The following is a 15859-nucleotide window of genomic DNA, read 5'->3' on the forward strand; positions in this document are numbered from 1 at the left end:
CTGGCTCAGCTAAAGAGTCAGAGTTTTTGTGAGGCATGCCGCCGGATCAGACGAACATATAAGACTAGACCATTGTTGCCTAACGGGCGGCCAACAACAGGTCGTCGGCATGAACCATCAGTTCACGCACTTTGTGCAACATCTGGTACTGGTTCAGCACAGCGCCCCACTGGGGCGCTTCCAACAACTGCTGCCAAACAGGCTCAAGCGATTGAGCGTCTGCAGCTTGCCTCTCCGCCAAGGCGCTAGCGAACTCCAAGCAAGCCTGCGCGGACAAAAGCTGCATCCGGCTGGCGGCACTGAGCAGACGGAGAGCCTCTTCGGCGGGTGCATCACAGCAATAGAGCACCATTTTTGCCAGATCAGCCTCGTCGGTAGTTAGTGCGCGCAGCGATGCACCGCGCAGACTCACTATCCCTTGTTGTGTCTTAAACGAATAAACGACACCGTCTTCGGCGTGTGCTAGCAGGCGCAATCCCCGCAGCAGTCGTGGCAAATCGGTGGTTGCTGCGTCCACAGAGGCTTTGGCTTCCACAAACAAGCAGATATCCCAAACTGGTGTTTCATTAAACCCCTTCGCTTTTCGTAGCAGAACCACGTCCCACTCAGTTTTTGCGCGCTCGGAGTTGCCAGGTATCGAAGCCGGAACACGCATTGAGGTCACGACGCGATATGGCGCCACAGCGCCTTCCGCTTTATTGAGTCGCTCAGCCAGCGCCTCTAGCGCCTGTGTGGCCAAGGCCTCGACGGCGGCGCCGCGTTGCTGCGAGGCTGAGCCTTGCGCCACGGCTGTAGCACTTCCCGAGCGAGGGCCATTCCTATCCCACAGCGATTGATACCGACGCACGAGATCGTCCGACGCCAAGACGTCCAGACGCTGCAGATGTCCCAATGCAGGACCGTCCAGCAACCGTGTCAATCCGCGTTCGAGTGACGCATGGTCCGCGATCTGCGGCATAGCCAGGAGACGTTGCGCTATGGCGGGGAGCTCAGCCCAGTATGCGGAGGACGCAGACGCATGCAATTGAGCCAGCGCCTCGCGTTGCTGGCCAAGAGGGATTCGTTGCTGTTTGGCCGGATGAGCGATCGCGTTAACGGCTGCAAGGATCTCACGACGTTCCTGATCCGCGTGCGCTAGCAGCAACGCGTACTCGCGCACCTGTGCTGCGCCGTGCCGAAGCACCATCGCCTGAAAAGCCGGGTCTCCATATTCTGAGCGCATCGCATCATGAATCATCTGGGCAAGCGATTCAATGAAAAAGTTCTTCAATGCTGTCTCCGGCACGTCACCGCGAGCCAATGACACACGAGCCTTCTCGATAGCAATGGCGAGTGCAGTCGACGGGCTGGCTTTTGAAACGTCAGGGAACGCAGTGGCAAGCGCCGGCAAGCGGTAACGACGACCAACGACGCGTAGCGTCTCGTCAAGCAAAAGAGAGGATGGCGACAAGGACATAACAATATTTAATCACCTAGGTCTCGATGCGGCCTGAGACAGCGCTCCGCCCGTCTTCCTTTGGGATGCACTGAGCTTTGCCAAGGAGCTCAACCAGCCGAGACTCGCATGGGGAAAGGTCATACCCTCGTCGTTGAGAGATCATGAACGTGAGCGAACCGAGATGCCAGGCGCGGCGTTCAAGTTCGACGAGCTGTCCGCTTGCCAGATCCGTGCCAACGAGGTGCCGCGGCAAGTGCCCCCAGCCGAGACCAGCCTTGAGAAGGTCACGCTTGGCGCCAAGATCATTGACCAGCCACTGGCGCTTGCCGGCGACGCCCTGCTGGGTCTTTTCCGCTTCGGGCTGATTGTCCGTAACGACGATCTGAACATGCCTACCAAACTCGTCCATCGGGATGGGTTTCGGTGTCGCAGCGAGTGGGTGGGATGGCGCGCATACCGTCACCATTTCGGCCTCGCACAGCCAGTGGCGTTCCATGGCATCCGGATTCACCTCGGGCACATTCGCGATCGTGACGGCTAGGGCGCACACCCTTTCGAGCACCAGGTTCTCGCCGCCTTGCATGGTCGTGATTCGCAGGTCGATCACTGCAGTGCGGAACTCCGCTTGCAGTGTCCGCAAGCAGTCGATCAGGTGGGCGCGCGGGAAGTAGGCATCGATCGCAACTGAAACCTGTGGCGCCCCGGCTCTGGCGATCGAGCTGGCGCGGTTCTTCATCTCTTCCGTGCGTGAGATCACCGCCCGCGCGTCCGGCAAGAGGCTGTGCCCCGCCGCAGTCAGCTGCGCCTTCCGTGTGTTTCGCTCGAACAACTCGACATCAAATGCGCTTTCTAGCGCCTTGATCGCGTGGCTGATGGCTGACTGCGCGCGCCTGAGTTTCCGCGCCGCACCCGAAAAGCTTCCCTGATCGCATACCGCAACGAACGCACGCAGTTGGTTGATGGTGACATTGTCAAGCATACACATCTAAAAAATAGATTGAATTAAGCAATTTTTCGTCAATTGTCTTGATGTGTCAAGGGGTCTAGACTGATTTCTAGTTTCAACAAAGGACGCCGACCCGGCGACATATTATGAACAGACTACATGGAAAGACCGCTGTAATCACCGGCGGCGCTACCGGCATAGGCCGTGCAACAGCAAAGCGCTTCATCGAGGAAGGCGCCTTTGTCTTCATCTTCGGCCGCCGGCAGGAAGCGCTCGACGCCGCTGTGGCCGACCTCGGGCCCAATGCCCGCGCAGTGAAGGGCTCGGTCTCCGATCAGGCCGACCTCGACCGACTCTACGCGGCGGTGAAGGCCGAGCGCCGAACCCTCGACATCGTCTTCGCCAATGCCGGTGCGGGAAGCCTGCTTCCGCTCGGTAAGATCACCGCCGAACACATTGACGAAACCTTCGACACCAACGTGAAGGGTTTGATCTTCACCGTCCAGAAGGCGCTACCTCTGATGGGCCAGGGCGGTTCAATCATCCTGACGGGATCGAGCGCCGGCACCACGGGCGCCCCGGCATTCAGCACCTACAGCGCGAGCAAGGCGGCAGTGCGCAACCTCGCACGGTCCTGGGCGGAGGATCTGAAGGGCACCGGCATTCGGGTAAACGTGCTGTCGCCCGGGCCGACGGCGACCGAACTCGCGGTGGAGGCGATAGGCGAGGAAGGCATGAAGGTCTTCGCCTCGCTCAATCCGCTCAAGCGCATGGCCGATCCGGCGGAGATCGGGGCGGTGGCCGCCTTTCTCGCGTCGCAGGACAGCAGTTTCATGACCGCCAGCGAGGTCGCCGCGGATGGCGGCCTAGCGCAAATCTGACCCGCGCGGTAAACCCAAGGAGAATATATGAACTACGCAATTATTGGCTTCGGCCAGATCGGCCAGGCTCTGGCCAAGGCATTTGCCCGAAGCGGCATCGACGTATCCGTTGCTACCACTCGCGACCCCGAAAGCTTTGCATCCGCTGCCGCCGCGATCGGCCCCGAAATCATTCCCAAAACACTGGCGGAAGCCGTCAAGGCGGACATCGTCTTTCTGGCTGTCCGTTACGAGTCACACCCGAATGTCGCGAAGGTGCTGCCGACCTGGAAGGGAAAGACCATCATCGATGTGACCAATACCTACGGGGTGTCCCCTGAGGAAATGGGGGGACAGCCCTCTTCCAAGATCGTCGCCCAAGCCTTCACTGGTGGGAGACTGGTTAAGGGATTCAACCATTTGGCCGCTGCCGTTCTTGGCCAAGATCCGGCCGTACATGGTGGCAGGAGAGTCGTGTTCCTGACGAGCGACGATGACGGTGCAGTAGCGCCGGTGGCGGCCCTCGCCGAACGGCTCGGTTTCGCACCCGTCAAGCTTGGGAAGCTCGAAGAAGGTGGCGCGCTTGTGCATGCACGGGACAAGATCTGGGGGCCTCTGATCTTTCAGGACCTGTTCAAGAAAGCGCCATGAGCGATGCCGAATGGCTCAAGTCGTCAATACGACCTTGCCAAACTGTTGATTGGACTCCAGGTATCGATGGGCATCGATCACCTTATCCAATGAAAACGTCCTGTCGATATAAGGTCGCAACGTGCCTGAGGCGATGCCTTGCGCGATGAACGCCTGAGCGCGTGCGAGGCAATCGGTATTCTTGGTTACTTCCGTATAGACGTACCCGCGAAATGTCAGGCTCTTTTTCAAGGCAAGCTTCAATGGGAATGGAGTATCTTCCGGGCTTAACGCGCCATGGACGACAATACATCCTCTTGGCGCCATGGCCTCGGCCAGGCTGACCACTTGCGGGCCACCGACGGCATCAAAGGCGCAATTAAGCATCCCGCCGGTGAGTTCCTGCAGGCGTTGCTCCAACGATTCCTCCTGAGTCGCGATAACGGCATATGCGCCTGCTTCCATTAATGCATCGCGCTTGGCGCTCGTTAATGTAGTGGCGATAGGACGAGCGCCGGCTTGCCGGGCAATCTGAATCGCAGCTAGACCCACACTACTGGAGGCGGCCGAAATGACGACCCAGTCGCCGGCCATTAAGCGGCCGGCTTCAATGAGGCCGCCATAGGCGGTCAGGTAAGCCATCCACAGCCCCGCCGCCTGAACGCTCGTCAAGCCTTGCGGCTGCGGCAACACATAGGCTTGCGGGATGACGGCATGATCGGCATACGTGCCATATTTGCTGAGGTCGAAACCGGGCATGACGCCCACAGCGTCACCAGCGCGAAAACTTTCTACGCCGGGACCCGTGGCAAGCACGGTTCCCGAGCCTTCGAAGCCCATCTGTGAAGGAAATGTGGCCTTTTCCAAATAGCGTCCAGTACGGAACATGACGTCAGCACGGTTCAGGCCGATCGCCTCGACTTTGATTAGCACCTCGCCAGCACCAGGTTTGGGTATTTCGCGCTCTTCCAGGCGAAGTACTTCAGGTCCACCCAGCGAATAAAAGCGAACGACACGCGACATCACATTCTCCTGCAATCAATCGGCGATCTTGATCACGATTTTACCGAACGCGCCTTTAGACAAATGCTCATAGGCTTGGACAGCATCCTCAAACGCATACACCTGATCGATAACCGGCTTGATCTGATGCTTATCCAGAAACGGGTTCATGCGTTCGAAAGACGACCGGGGAGCCACGGCAATGCCGCGTATCGTCGTTTGGCGGAAGATCAAGGGCATCAAATTCAGTTCCGACGTCTGGCCAGTCAGAAAACCGACTTGCGTGATGATTCCGGCTGCTTTCGTGGCGAGGATGGATTGATTCAAGCCATTGCCACCGGCGACATCGATGGTAATGTCAACGCCCTTGCCATCGGTCAGTTCCAACACCTTTTGCTCCCAATTCGGATGAGTCTTATAGTTGATGCCCGCGCTTGCGCCCAGTGCCTTGACCTTGGCCAGGTTTTCGTCGCTGCTTGAGGTCGCGATAACGTGCGCGCCATGTGCTACAGCAATTTGCGCAGCAAAAATAGAGACTCCGCCCGTGCCCTGTACCAGTACGGTCTGGCCTGGTTGCAGGTTGCCGACATCCATTAGGGAATACCAAGCAGTTAAGGCAGCGATTGGTAAGGTTGATGCCTCTTCATCGCTCATCATGTCAGGGGCTTTGACCGCACTTTCTTCGTGAATAATCATGTATTCAGCCAATCCGCCCGGCAAAGGAGAGCCAAAGCAGTAGTCTGGTTCATTGGGTCCGGGAGGCCCATCGATCCAACGTGAATACAGTGTCGAGTTCACTCGATCTCCGATTTTAAAACGGCTGACCCCCTGCCCTACGGCTACGACGGAGCCTGCGGCGTCGGACACTGGGATCAACGGTTTCGGCACTATGTGCGGCTCATAGAACCCATCGACAATCGCCTTGTCGCGAAAATTCAACGACACGGCGCCCACTTTCACCAAGAGCTCTCCCGCCTGAGGCACCGGTGTGGGCACCTCTTCAAGGTGCAGGTTTTTCAAACCAAAATCTTTCAATAGCCACGCTTTCATTTTCTCTCCAGTTCGCGGATGTCATCAAAGGCAGGTCGAACGCATAGCGCTCTTCCAGTGTTGAACCAGTTTAATTCGCACCTGTGAGGAAAGTTAGTAGTTATAATTCCATTCATTCGATCCTAATATTCCATAATAGGAAGATGATTTCATGAAAGATCGTTTCGCCGGCATTCGAGAGTTTGTCGCTACCGTTAATGGCGCAAGCTTCACTGCCGCAGCGTTATCGCTGGGCGTGACCGGCTCTGCCGTTGGGAAAAGCATTTCCAAGCTAGAGAAACGCCTGGGCGTGCAGTTGTTGCACCGGACGACCCGGCGTATTGATCTGACAAGCGAGGGCGAGGCCTATCTGATCAGTTGCCGGCGTATCCTGGAAGAACTGGATCAAACAGAAGCGTACTTGTCGACGGGGCATCAGCAGCCCATAGGGCGACTGCGTATTGATCTGCCTACTACGTTCGGTCGCCGCCACATTTTGCCTTCCTTGCTAAAGCTGGGCCTGCGCTACCCAAGACTGGACTTGTCAGTTTCGCTCAGAGACCGACCTGTCGATCTGGTCGGCGAAGGGATTGATCTGGCCGTGCGTATCGGTGTATTGCCCGACTCGCCAGAACTCGTCGCGCGCCGCTTGGGGGAACAACGTCTGGTCATTTGCGCTTCGCCAGACTACCTGAAACTTCACAGCATACCTGCTAACCGGGCGGACCTTGCCAACCATGATTGCCTTACGGATTGGCGTCACGGACATCGACCCACTTGGTTGTTAAAAAATGAGCGGGGAGAAATCGAAGCCCAGGAAATTCCTTCTCGTCATAAGCTGACGGATGGCGATGCCTTGCTCGACGCATGCCTCGCCGGAGCCGGCCTGGCCCAGTTGCCAACCTGGCTGGCTGGTAACGCCCTTCGCTCTGGGGCACTCATGCAAGTTTTTTCTGAAATATCGGGCGGCACGATGCCGATTCATGTTATTTGGCCGAAGACCTGGCATTTGCAGCCAAAAGTTCGGGTCACTGTAGATGAGTTGGTCCGTCTGGCAGCCAAGGATCGCTCCGTGTTCAATCCCTCTCGGGCTGATGACAATACAGACCGCTAACGTTCAATGGCAATAATCCGGGCCTGAATTTTCCCGTCTATAGGCCCCGAGCCAAACCGGCTCGTTATTGCATTCGTCGCTGTATCGGTAGCCTCAGCAAGCCGGGATGCGCCACGAGCTTCAATCTCGCTTCGAAGCGGCGTGCCTTGGCAGTACGCAACCGCTGGAGTGCGTGACGAGTCCGCACGACTACGTGCAGGCAGTGTAGCCACCTCGGGAGTCCCTGAAAATCCGCCATGTGCAAGATCCTGCTCGATGACGGCAGGATCGTGGTAACCATGAGGAGTTCGGGCCAGGAATAGCGGCGGATCGCTTGGAAAGAGGACTTTAAGCGAGTTGGTCACGATATCGGCAAACTCGTTTTGGTCGATCCGATCCCACACGTTGAACAGAAACCGGCCGCCGGGACGAAGAACCCGCCTCGCTTCAGAGAATGCCCTTGCCTTGTCTGGAAAAAACATGACTCCGAACTGGCAGACAACCACATCAAACGCCCCATCAGGAAACGGCAACTGCATTGCATCTGCCTGCTGCCACTCGACGGGACGAGATATACCGACCGTAGCGGCCTGATCCAGCATCGGTTGGTTCAAATCCGTTGCCATGATCGAAACCTCGGACGGCAGAGTCTTCACAAGCTGGCGTGTCACGACACCGGTCCCTGCGGCAATCTCAAGCACGCGTGAAGGCTGGAAATGCGCAACACGCAAAGCGAGATCGGCGGCGTAGGGTTCAAAGATAAGCGGCACGAGATACCGCTCATAGAGTTGCGGAATGGTGCCCGCGAATGCGGCGTCGACGTTAGGATGGTTCATACACATATGAAACACGCTTTGTATCCAGCCAAATTTAATACTATCTGGATCGAAAAACAAGGATTTCCATGAGGCATGAGCAATCGAAAGAGGCCTCAAGCCGACCCATTGCGGCCATTCACTTCATTGTTTACGAAGTGCTTCGGTCGTTACGTCAACCGAACGGACATTCCGCCGTCTACGATCATCGGGCTCCCGGTCATGAAGCTGGATCGTTCAGAAAGAAGGAACAAAGCTGCCTGCGCAATCTCCTTAGGGGTTGCCATCCGCTTCATGGGATGCAAGCTTGCGATGAACTCCAAAGCGGCCGGATTTCCTTCACCCCCGCTTGGCGTGATCGTGCCGCCCGGCAATAGCGCATTGACGCGTATGCCCTCGACGGCATGGTCCGATGCCAGCGACTGCGCCAAGCCGATCAATCCCGCCTTCGATGCCGCATAGGCTCCCATGCCCGGCATGCCACCGTTGCTGAAACCCACAAATGACGAGGTGAAGACGATCGAGCCTTTCCCGCGCGCCTTCATTGCCGGTATCTGCGCCTTGGCTGCCAGGAACGCACCCGTCAGATTGACCGAAATCACATCAATCCAATTGCCGATGGTCATATCCGGGACCGGCTGCATCTCGCCCACAATACCGGCATTGTTGAATGCGCCGTCCAACCCGCCGAACTCCTTTGTCGCAAGGTCGACAAGCGCATCGACGTAGCCCTCATCCTTTACGTTACCAGCCAAAAATACGGCTTTTCCATTGGTTTGATTAATTGTTTCCGCAAGGACTTCAAGCTCTCCGGATCGGCGCGCACCGAGCACCACATTGGCCCCTTCTAATGCGAACAGCTGGGCCGCCGCCGCACCGATCCCGCTGCTCGCGCCGGTGATGATAATAGTCTTACTTTCCAATTCCATGACGTGCCTCTCTTGAGTATTACGTCATGAGAGTCTAATCGCGCTGCAGACAGTTCTGCTATCCGTTTCTTGCTTGCAAAACTGGCGGTCTTCGCCCATGGTTTAGTCGTGCAGTAAGCCTGGCGACTAACGTGGTGTTTGGGTTTGGATTGTTTCTCAGCGCAACAGTCATAGCCTAGATTGAAAGCCCAGTCCGGCAACATTGATCGCACTGGCTCCGCAGGCTTGCACCAGTTCGGGATCGTGACTGGCGAACAGCACAACGCGGTCTCGGGACCATATCTTGAACTGCTCGGCCAGCACAGCGCGAGCTCGCGCATCTAGACCGTTGCTGGGGCCGTCCGCGATGACGACGGCCGGCTCACCCAAGGCGGCGGCCGTCAGGAAGACCTTGCGGCGCGTACCCGTCGACATCTGTTCGAAGCGCTTGTCCAGGTGCGGCTCCAGCCCCAGTTCGTATGCCAGATCAAGCACGGCATCATCGAGCATGGCGTTCTTTTCCGAGGCGATTTGCTCGAGCAATCCACGCCCCGTCTGCGTGGGAAACGCCAGGCAATTGTCGGGCACATAGGCAATGCGGGCTTTGGCTTGCAGCGGCGTTTGGGTTAGCGAATGCCCGTCGATCCAGACGTCTCCCGCATCCGGTGCGATAACGCCCGCAATAATGCCCAGCAAGCTGGATTTGCCGGTACTGTCTTCTTCGCATAGCGCCACGCATCCAGGCGGGAACGTATGAGTCAGTCCCTGGAATATACGGTGGTCGCCATAGCGCTTGCTGAGATTGTCGATGCGTAGCATGCTGGGAAGTGTACACACGAATGCGCACGATCAGAAGTAATGCTTGGCTTCGCCAGTATTGAACTGGTAAAGCGTGAGGGGCTTTCTGGCATTGCTCGAATTGATCACGGATGTACCTTTTCGTGTCGTTCCAGCATTTGCACGAACTGTGAAATTCGCTTGGCGCGCGTTTCGGCCTTCTTGGCGGTTTGTATCCTGAACAGAACGGCGTATCGATTCCGACCGTCGAGCGTTCTGGTGCATCATTTTTTTCAAGCGCACTTTATTTTTGCGTTTCCAGACAGCCTCGGCCCGACTTTACTTATGGAAATGGAAGCCAGAAAAGCAATCACGTAACACGTTAAGATTGCATTCAACGCAGTGGACTACATTAGTAACCTTCGCGAGCATGCAGACAACCTAAAGAGAGTCACACCATGAAAAGAGGGAGCCAACAAACATATGAAGTGCTCAAAAAGCGAATCATCGCCGGGCACTACACGGCCGGTACCCAGCTAAAAGAAATTCAAATTGCCGAAGAAATGGGAATCAGCAGAACACCAGTGCGGACGGCCCTGAAGCAGCTAATTGATGATGGACTAGCGGTTGCTGAGGAAGGCCGCGGCGTATTCATTGCGAGTTGGACCCGGTGGGATATTGAGGACATGTATCGGCTACGCATCCGTCTTGAGCCTTTTGCGGCAAGACTTGCTGCAGAGCGCGCCGACGAAAATGCCATTAAAAAACTAAAACAGTGCAATGATCAAATGGCACAAGGTGTAGAGGCGGTGGGTAAAGATAATGCTGCAATCGGTGAGCTTCAGGCAATAAATAGCGCATTTCACCGGCTGTTACTGGAGACAGCGGGATCACAACGCTTAAAGTCTATGCTCGAAACAATGATCGATATGCCGATAATTACCCGTTCTTTCTTTCTATACGACATCGAAGACCTTCAACGCAGCCTCCAGCATCACCGAGACCTCGTCATGGCGGTGGAGCTCAAAAACGGTGACTTAGCAGAGCAAATAATGTCCGTCCACTTGCTTATCTCAAATCAACGCTTCATGAGTCAGAGGCTAGACACTCTCTAGCCTATAAAAAGCACTCTCACGCTGACAACGCCATCCTTGGTGGCAAAACCTTCTTGATTCCCTTAACGGACACATAGCACTTGTAGTGCTATGTGTCCTTCTTACACCCGTCGATCCAAACACAAATAAAAACACAATAAAAACACATTGACGTTATTTTTTGGGGTAAACACCTACATAACAATTAAAATTTTAACGTAACATACGATTATTGTATTTTTATTGTACTAAAATGAGAATTGCCATAATCGGATGCGGCGACGTTGGACGCTGCTATGCAACCGCCTTAATCGAGGCAGGCCATCGGGTCACTGACTTATGCGACAGTAGGCAAAGCGCCGCCGTTATCCTTTATGCGAAGGAAATCGGCTCGAACCTTCATTTGGAGCCAGGAGACTGGCTAACCGGAGTTGATTTGGTTATCTCGGCAGTTTTTGGAGGTGTTGCGCTCGATGTAGCCCGTCAATCTTTGCCCCATATGCGCAGGGATTCAATCTATGCTGATTTCACGACGGCAAGTCCCTCTGACCTTCACATTGCCGGACAGATCGCACCTAAGGCCAATGTCCAATTCATCGATGTTGCAATTATCGGAGCCATAGGTATCGGCGGTCCAAAAACACCGTTGCTTTGCGCAGGGTCAGCGACAGACGAGCTCGTTGAAGTCCTGAAGGGTATTGGCGCCCCAATAAGACTAGTGGGTACGAATCCTGGAGACGCTGTTGCGCTGAAGCTATTACGTAGCGTTTTCACCAAAGGTCTGGAAGCTTTATCCGTAGAGTGCCTAATGGCTGCCGAACAACGAGGTCTGCGGCAGGAGCTTTACGAAGTTTTGTCCGATATTGATCAGTCACCAATCCGCAACTTCATGGAAACGACGGTAACTACGCACGTACGACACGCCGGGAGACGACTAGCGGAAGTTAGGGAAGCTCGGCTCCAGTTGGTAAGCGAGGGCATTCAGCCCCGTGCCCTCGATGGTGTTGCAGCACTGTTTGAACACACATCCAACTCAATCAAAAACTCGCCAATAGAAGGCGAGACAACGATTGAAAATAGTCTTAAGTGGCTGTTCGAGCAACAGCACTCGGACACTACCAAATCGCCAACCACTAATCACTGACGCTATACATTCTAAAAAAGAAAGGAGACTTCATGTCACATCGCTTCGTTAAAACACTTTTTCTGGCCGGTACGCTTGCCCTCACAGGTGCATCAGTTGCGTCGTCCTTGAGCGAGAAGTCAATTTCGCTCATCTCTCCATATCCCCCAGGAGGAGGTACGGACACCCTCACCCGCATGCTGGCGGATACCATGGCTCAACAAACAGGCTGGAATATCGTCGTTGAGAACAAGCCAGGTGCTGGCGGTAACCTGGCTTTGGATACCACTGCGCGCGCCAAACCAGACGGCCATACGCTGGTTATGGCACAGACCGACAATATCGTACTGAACCCATGGCTGTACAGTAAGTTGTCCTATGACACCTTCAAAAGCTTTGCTCCAATCGGTCTAGTAGCTAGTTCACCAAGCGTTTACGTAGTCGCTCCGCAGTCCCCCTACAACACACTGGCAGATATAGTCACCGCCGCAAAAGGTAAACCGGGGGTTGTCACTCTAGGCATACCCGGTGTTGGCGGTACCGGTGACCTTCTGGGCAATCTATTCAGCAAAGAAGCTGATATCAAGTTGAGCCACGTACCGTATCGCGGTTGGTCGCAAGCCTTCCCAGACTTAAGCAGTGGCCGGATCGAAATTTATACCGGCTCTGTGGCATCGCTGCTTCCTCAAATCCTGGCCAAGACGGTTAAGCCGATCGCTGTTATCGGCGAAGCCCGTTCACCTAGCCTGCCCAATGTTCCGACTTTCGCAGAAGAAGGCTACCCAGAGGTAAAGCAGGCAATATGGTGGGGCCTGGCTGCTCCGGCAGGCACCCCTTCGGAAGTCGTAAATGAGCTCAATGAGGCGATGAAGAAAGCGGTATCCAGCGGTGAAATGACGCAAAAGCTGCAAAAGGCTGGATACGATGCTATTGGAAGCGGTGCCAACGATATGGCGAGTCGCCATAAAGCTGATCATGACTCGTTCGGCGCCTTGGTTAAGGCATCGGGTATTAAGCCCCAATAAATTCCTTTCCAAACTTTCAGAGACTAAACAAACATGATTGGTTTTCAGATTCATCAACGTAGTCGCGCCGTCGATGCGGATACGGTAAAACGATTTAAAGAGTTGCCGGTCGCCAACGTCAGCGACATGATGTCTAGAATGTACGCTGGAGGCGCAAATCTGCGCCCTATGCATGATGGCACATACATGGCTGGCCCCGCTGTTACCGTGCGGTGTCGCCCGGGTGATAACCTTCTAGTGCATAAGGCACTCGAAGTCGCAGGGCCCGGAGATGTGATCGTCGTGGACGCTGGTGGGGATCTCACTAACGCCATAATCGGTGAAATTATGGTGGCATATGCACAGAAACGCGGCTTGGCCGGTATCGTGATTCATGGTGCCATCCGCGACTCGGCTGAAATCGGTCGGGGTAGTTTTCCGGTTTTCGCTGCAGGCGTCACTCATCGCGGACCATACAAGGACGGCCCGGGGGAGATTAACTCAACAATTTGTCTGGGAGGGATGACAATCCAGCCTGGCGACTTGATCATCGGAGATGCTGATGGTCTGCTTTGTGTTCCCTTTGAAATCACACAAGAGGTTTATAAGCAAACCGTCGAGAAGCACGTCATTGAAGAGAAAATGTTGGCTGATATTGACGCCGGCACGTATGACGCAAGCTGGGTCGATATGCGCCTAAAAGCGCTTGGCTGCTTGTTTTAGTAGATCGCAGGTAAGCGTACGGCCAACTTTTCAATTACTCACCAGTCCCTCGGCCCGAACTCCATCCCCGTTGCAGACAAGGAGAAGCACCTAATCCAATACGGGTGGAGTGCGCTCATGGGAAGATAGCCATTACCGATTCAACACCAGCGTTTCGGCGCTTTGCGACCACCGGTCGACTTGATACGGTCTTGACTCACCTAAAGGCCTCCAGGAAAAAAAGCACTGATTGTTGGGCTTGAGGCCTAGCCGATGCCTTATCGCCAGCTTCATGTTATTGCCGCGAGCCTGGCCCCTACTTCGGTTATCCCGTAGAGGATGGTTTGAGATTTCATTCTCGGCTCATCGTTGAGTGCACGTCTGGCCGTCTTGAGGGCTCTTCTTCAGCTCGGTAATGAGAACATGCGTGGCTGTTTGGCCAACATTTTCGCCAATATGTGTTTGTGCCTCTGACCACATGACATCGCCCGCTTTGAACTGTCGGCGGAGAACCTTTCCGTCAGGGAGAGTCAATGTTCGCTCGAACGGGCTCAGTGCGTACAGAACGAACGCAGGATGATGGTGTTGATGTGTTTTGTCCCCCGGCTCATCACGATACTCGAGCACTCTGACGCACTCGTTTTCCAGTATGGTCTTGTACTTGTCTCCATCAGTCTGCGTGGCATCTTGCGCGAGCGCACATGGCATAAGCAGCGTTGCTGCGACAGCGGACAAGAAGCGTAACATTGCGGCGCCTCGACGGGCATTCTCATACCCCCTATCCGATCCTTGAGAACGTTCAAACCAAGTGATTATGTATTTCACCGTATTCTCCTTTACTGATTTAATGTCATCGGAACAGCTGTCGTCTGAATTGGCCGACGTTCGGGCTCACGTCAGTCTTTTAAGACGTGCCCTCGCGCCGGCTGGCCACTGTATTTTCTAGTTAGCCATGCTGCATTTTTACGCCGTTGCAATACAGGAATCAATCCCACAATCAAAATCTCAGTAGACATAAATCGTAGCGTATGGAATAGAGAAATTCTTGGATATTCTTTCGCAAATCGACATCAGAGGTTTATATTCAAGGTGCTGACGTCTATCGCTTGACGCGGCTGTAGCGATAAACAGAATATGAAACTCAGAGCAGCCGTTGGCCCATAGGAGAACCTTCCATGCGGGTATCCAAAGATAATGTAGACATAAAAATGGAGATTCCAGGTGCAGTGATCCGTCAACAAACGGATTTCGGAGACGCAACTGGATTAGGCAAAATTAGTGGCGAATACTTCAGCCTTTCGTCGGGCGTTGACACCACACCGCTGTTCCAAGGGTTAGAAGGTAACTTGTGTCAGTGCCCCCATTGGGGCTTTGTCTTACGCGGCCAGCTCACGACGACCGACGCGAACGGTGTGCAGGAGACCGTGAACGCGAATGATCTTTTTTACTGGCCACCGGGGCATAACGTAAAGGTCGACGAAGACGCCGATATCGTCATGTTCAGCCCTCAGCTTGAGCACAGCCATGTCATCAATCACATGATTGAGAAAGTGAAAGGCTAAAAGCGATGGATATACACCACGGAAGATGGAATGACTACCGACACAAGAATTGCGGGGCCTGCGTCCTATTTTCCGTCGATCCTAACAAACCACTCCTTGACCGTTAGGCGTCTGCTCTGAAAACCTCAACTGGAGATCCATAGCATGGCGAAAATTATCTTCGGAATGAACCAATCACTGGACGGCTACGTAGACGTAGATCACCAGGCATTTGCTCCAGACGCCACACTCTTTCGTCACTTCATTGAGCAAGCGCGTGGCTTGACGGGCAGTGTGTACGGTCGCCGCTTGTACGAGGTCATGCGCTATTGGGACGAAGACCATATTGAGTGGACACAAGAAGAACGCGAATTTGCAATGGCGTGGCGGAAACAACAGAAATGGGTTGTGTCACGCTCGTTGAAGTCCGTTGGCCCCAACGCCACACTTGTCGAGGATGATATCGGGGCGGTAATCCGCAGGTTGAAGGATCAACTTGCAGGCGAGATTGAAGTTGGCGGACCAAACCTTGCACACAGCCTGACCGAGCTAGGCCTCATTGATGAATACTTGATTTATCTCCATCCAATCGTACTTGGTCACGGCAAGCCATTCTTCGCTGGCCCCCGGCCGCCGCTACGCCTTGTAGCAAACGAGTTAATCGGCGAGGCCGTGATTAGATTGACGTACGTTCCTGCCTAAGTCCACTTCGCGTCACGAATTCGTACTAAGTACGGCACAGCCATCCTGGCAGCCGTGCAAAGAAGCGAGAATTGATATCGTCTCCCTTAGAAGCTATCGTTACCGCCCAACTGAATTCAACGTTTTCATAGGCTCCGTATCAGAGTACAAACCAGACGGAGAATAAATGTGACAATTACCATCAGAACCGAAGAG

General features: G+C 54.6%; 17 protein-coding genes and 1 pseudogene. 10 read left to right on the forward strand and 8 right to left on the reverse strand.

Annotated elements, in window-relative coordinates:
* Positions 1-79: 79 nt before the first annotated feature.
* Complete coding sequence (locus ABWO67_RS06795; protein WP_353149377.1) at positions 80-1456, reverse strand: 3-deoxy-D-arabino-heptulosonate 7-phosphate synthase; 1377 nt, start codon at positions 1454-1456, stop codon at positions 80-82.
* A gap of 16 nt (positions 1457-1472) precedes the next feature.
* Positions 1473-2417 (reverse strand): LysR family transcriptional regulator, encoded by a 945-nt coding sequence (locus ABWO67_RS06800; protein WP_353149380.1) that lies wholly within the window; start codon positions 2415-2417, stop codon positions 1473-1475.
* 113 nt (positions 2418-2530) lie between these two features.
* Here ABWO67_RS06800 and ABWO67_RS06805 point away from each other — a divergent pair, with 113 nt between their 5' ends.
* Positions 2531-3265: an SDR family NAD(P)-dependent oxidoreductase gene (locus ABWO67_RS06805; RefSeq protein WP_353149382.1), complete on the forward strand. Its 735-nt coding sequence runs from the start codon at positions 2531-2533 to the stop codon at positions 3263-3265.
* A gap of 27 nt (positions 3266-3292) precedes the next feature.
* Positions 3293-3895, forward strand: coding sequence for an NADPH-dependent F420 reductase (locus ABWO67_RS06810; protein WP_353149385.1), 603 nt, complete (start codon positions 3293-3295; stop codon positions 3893-3895).
* Between the two features lie 15 nt (positions 3896-3910).
* Here the strand turns inward: ABWO67_RS06810 and ABWO67_RS06815 are convergent, their stop codons facing one another.
* Positions 3911-4897: a zinc-dependent alcohol dehydrogenase family protein gene (locus ABWO67_RS06815; RefSeq protein WP_353149388.1), complete on the reverse strand. Its 987-nt coding sequence runs from the start codon at positions 4895-4897 to the stop codon at positions 3911-3913.
* Between the two features lie 15 nt (positions 4898-4912).
* The gene (locus tag ABWO67_RS06820; protein ID WP_353149391.1) at positions 4913-5926 is read right to left on the reverse strand and encodes a zinc-dependent alcohol dehydrogenase family protein; all 1014 of its coding nucleotides are present in this window, start codon (positions 5924-5926) and stop codon (positions 4913-4915) included.
* Between the two features lie 151 nt (positions 5927-6077).
* Between ABWO67_RS06820 and ABWO67_RS06825 the strand changes: the two genes are divergently transcribed.
* Complete coding sequence (locus ABWO67_RS06825) at positions 6078-7019, forward strand: LysR family transcriptional regulator (protein WP_353149394.1); 942 nt, start codon at positions 6078-6080, stop codon at positions 7017-7019.
* On the opposite strand, the gene ABWO67_RS06830 is transcribed toward ABWO67_RS06825, so the two are convergent.
* The 4 genes and pseudogenes from ABWO67_RS06830 to ABWO67_RS06845 form a co-directional block, all read right to left on the reverse strand.
* The gene (locus ABWO67_RS06830) at positions 7016-7834 is read right to left on the reverse strand and encodes a class I SAM-dependent methyltransferase (protein WP_353149396.1); all 819 of its coding nucleotides are present in this window, start codon (positions 7832-7834) and stop codon (positions 7016-7018) included. The two genes, ABWO67_RS06825 and ABWO67_RS06830, sit on opposite strands and share 4 nt — an antisense overlap.
* A 149-nt stretch (positions 7835-7983) precedes the next feature.
* Positions 7984-8742, reverse strand: coding sequence for an SDR family oxidoreductase (locus ABWO67_RS06835; RefSeq protein WP_353149399.1), 759 nt, complete (start codon positions 8740-8742; stop codon positions 7984-7986).
* A 168-nt stretch (positions 8743-8910) separates the two neighbouring features.
* Positions 8911-9540: an ABC transporter ATP-binding protein gene (locus tag ABWO67_RS06840; protein WP_353149402.1), complete on the reverse strand. Its 630-nt coding sequence runs from the start codon at positions 9538-9540 to the stop codon at positions 8911-8913.
* Between the two features lie 104 nt (positions 9541-9644).
* A pseudogene (locus tag ABWO67_RS06845) lies at positions 9645-9773 on the reverse strand (YdeI/OmpD-associated family protein); the annotation flags it as partial.
* A gap of 183 nt (positions 9774-9956) precedes the next feature.
* Here ABWO67_RS06845 and ABWO67_RS06850 point away from each other — a divergent pair.
* The 7 genes from ABWO67_RS06850 to ABWO67_RS06880 all read left to right on the forward strand — a co-directional run bounded on the left by ABWO67_RS06850 (position 9957) and on the right by ABWO67_RS06880 (position 15664).
* A complete protein-coding gene (locus ABWO67_RS06850; protein WP_353149405.1) occupies positions 9957-10613 on the forward strand; it encodes a GntR family transcriptional regulator in 657 nt (218 codons plus the stop codon).
* Positions 10614-10845: 232 nt separating this feature from the next.
* Positions 10846-11736 (forward strand): NAD(P)-dependent oxidoreductase, encoded by an 891-nt coding sequence (locus ABWO67_RS06855; protein ID WP_353149407.1) that lies wholly within the window; start codon positions 10846-10848, stop codon positions 11734-11736.
* Positions 11737-11768: 32 nt separating this feature from the next.
* Positions 11769-12740 (forward strand): Bug family tripartite tricarboxylate transporter substrate binding protein, encoded by a 972-nt coding sequence (locus ABWO67_RS06860; protein WP_353149410.1) that lies wholly within the window; start codon positions 11769-11771, stop codon positions 12738-12740.
* Between the two features lie 33 nt (positions 12741-12773).
* Positions 12774-13442: an RraA family protein gene (locus ABWO67_RS06865; RefSeq protein ID WP_353149413.1), complete on the forward strand. Its 669-nt coding sequence runs from the start codon at positions 12774-12776 to the stop codon at positions 13440-13442.
* 567 nt (positions 13443-14009) lie between these two features.
* Positions 14010-14165: a hypothetical protein gene (locus tag ABWO67_RS06870; protein ID WP_353149415.1), complete on the forward strand. Its 156-nt coding sequence runs from the start codon at positions 14010-14012 to the stop codon at positions 14163-14165.
* Between the two features lie 431 nt (positions 14166-14596).
* Positions 14597-14983 (forward strand): cupin domain-containing protein, encoded by a 387-nt coding sequence (locus ABWO67_RS06875; RefSeq protein WP_353149418.1) that lies wholly within the window; start codon positions 14597-14599, stop codon positions 14981-14983.
* Between the two features lie 144 nt (positions 14984-15127).
* Positions 15128-15664, forward strand: a complete 537-nt coding sequence (locus tag ABWO67_RS06880; RefSeq protein WP_353149421.1) for a dihydrofolate reductase family protein — start codon at positions 15128-15130, stop codon at positions 15662-15664.
* Positions 15665-15859 lie beyond the last annotated feature (195 nt).

The sequence above is a fragment of the Pollutimonas bauzanensis genome (genome assembly GCF_040393045.1).
In the GTDB taxonomy this organism is placed as follows: domain Bacteria; phylum Pseudomonadota; class Gammaproteobacteria; order Burkholderiales; family Burkholderiaceae_B; genus Pollutimonas; species Pollutimonas bauzanensis_A.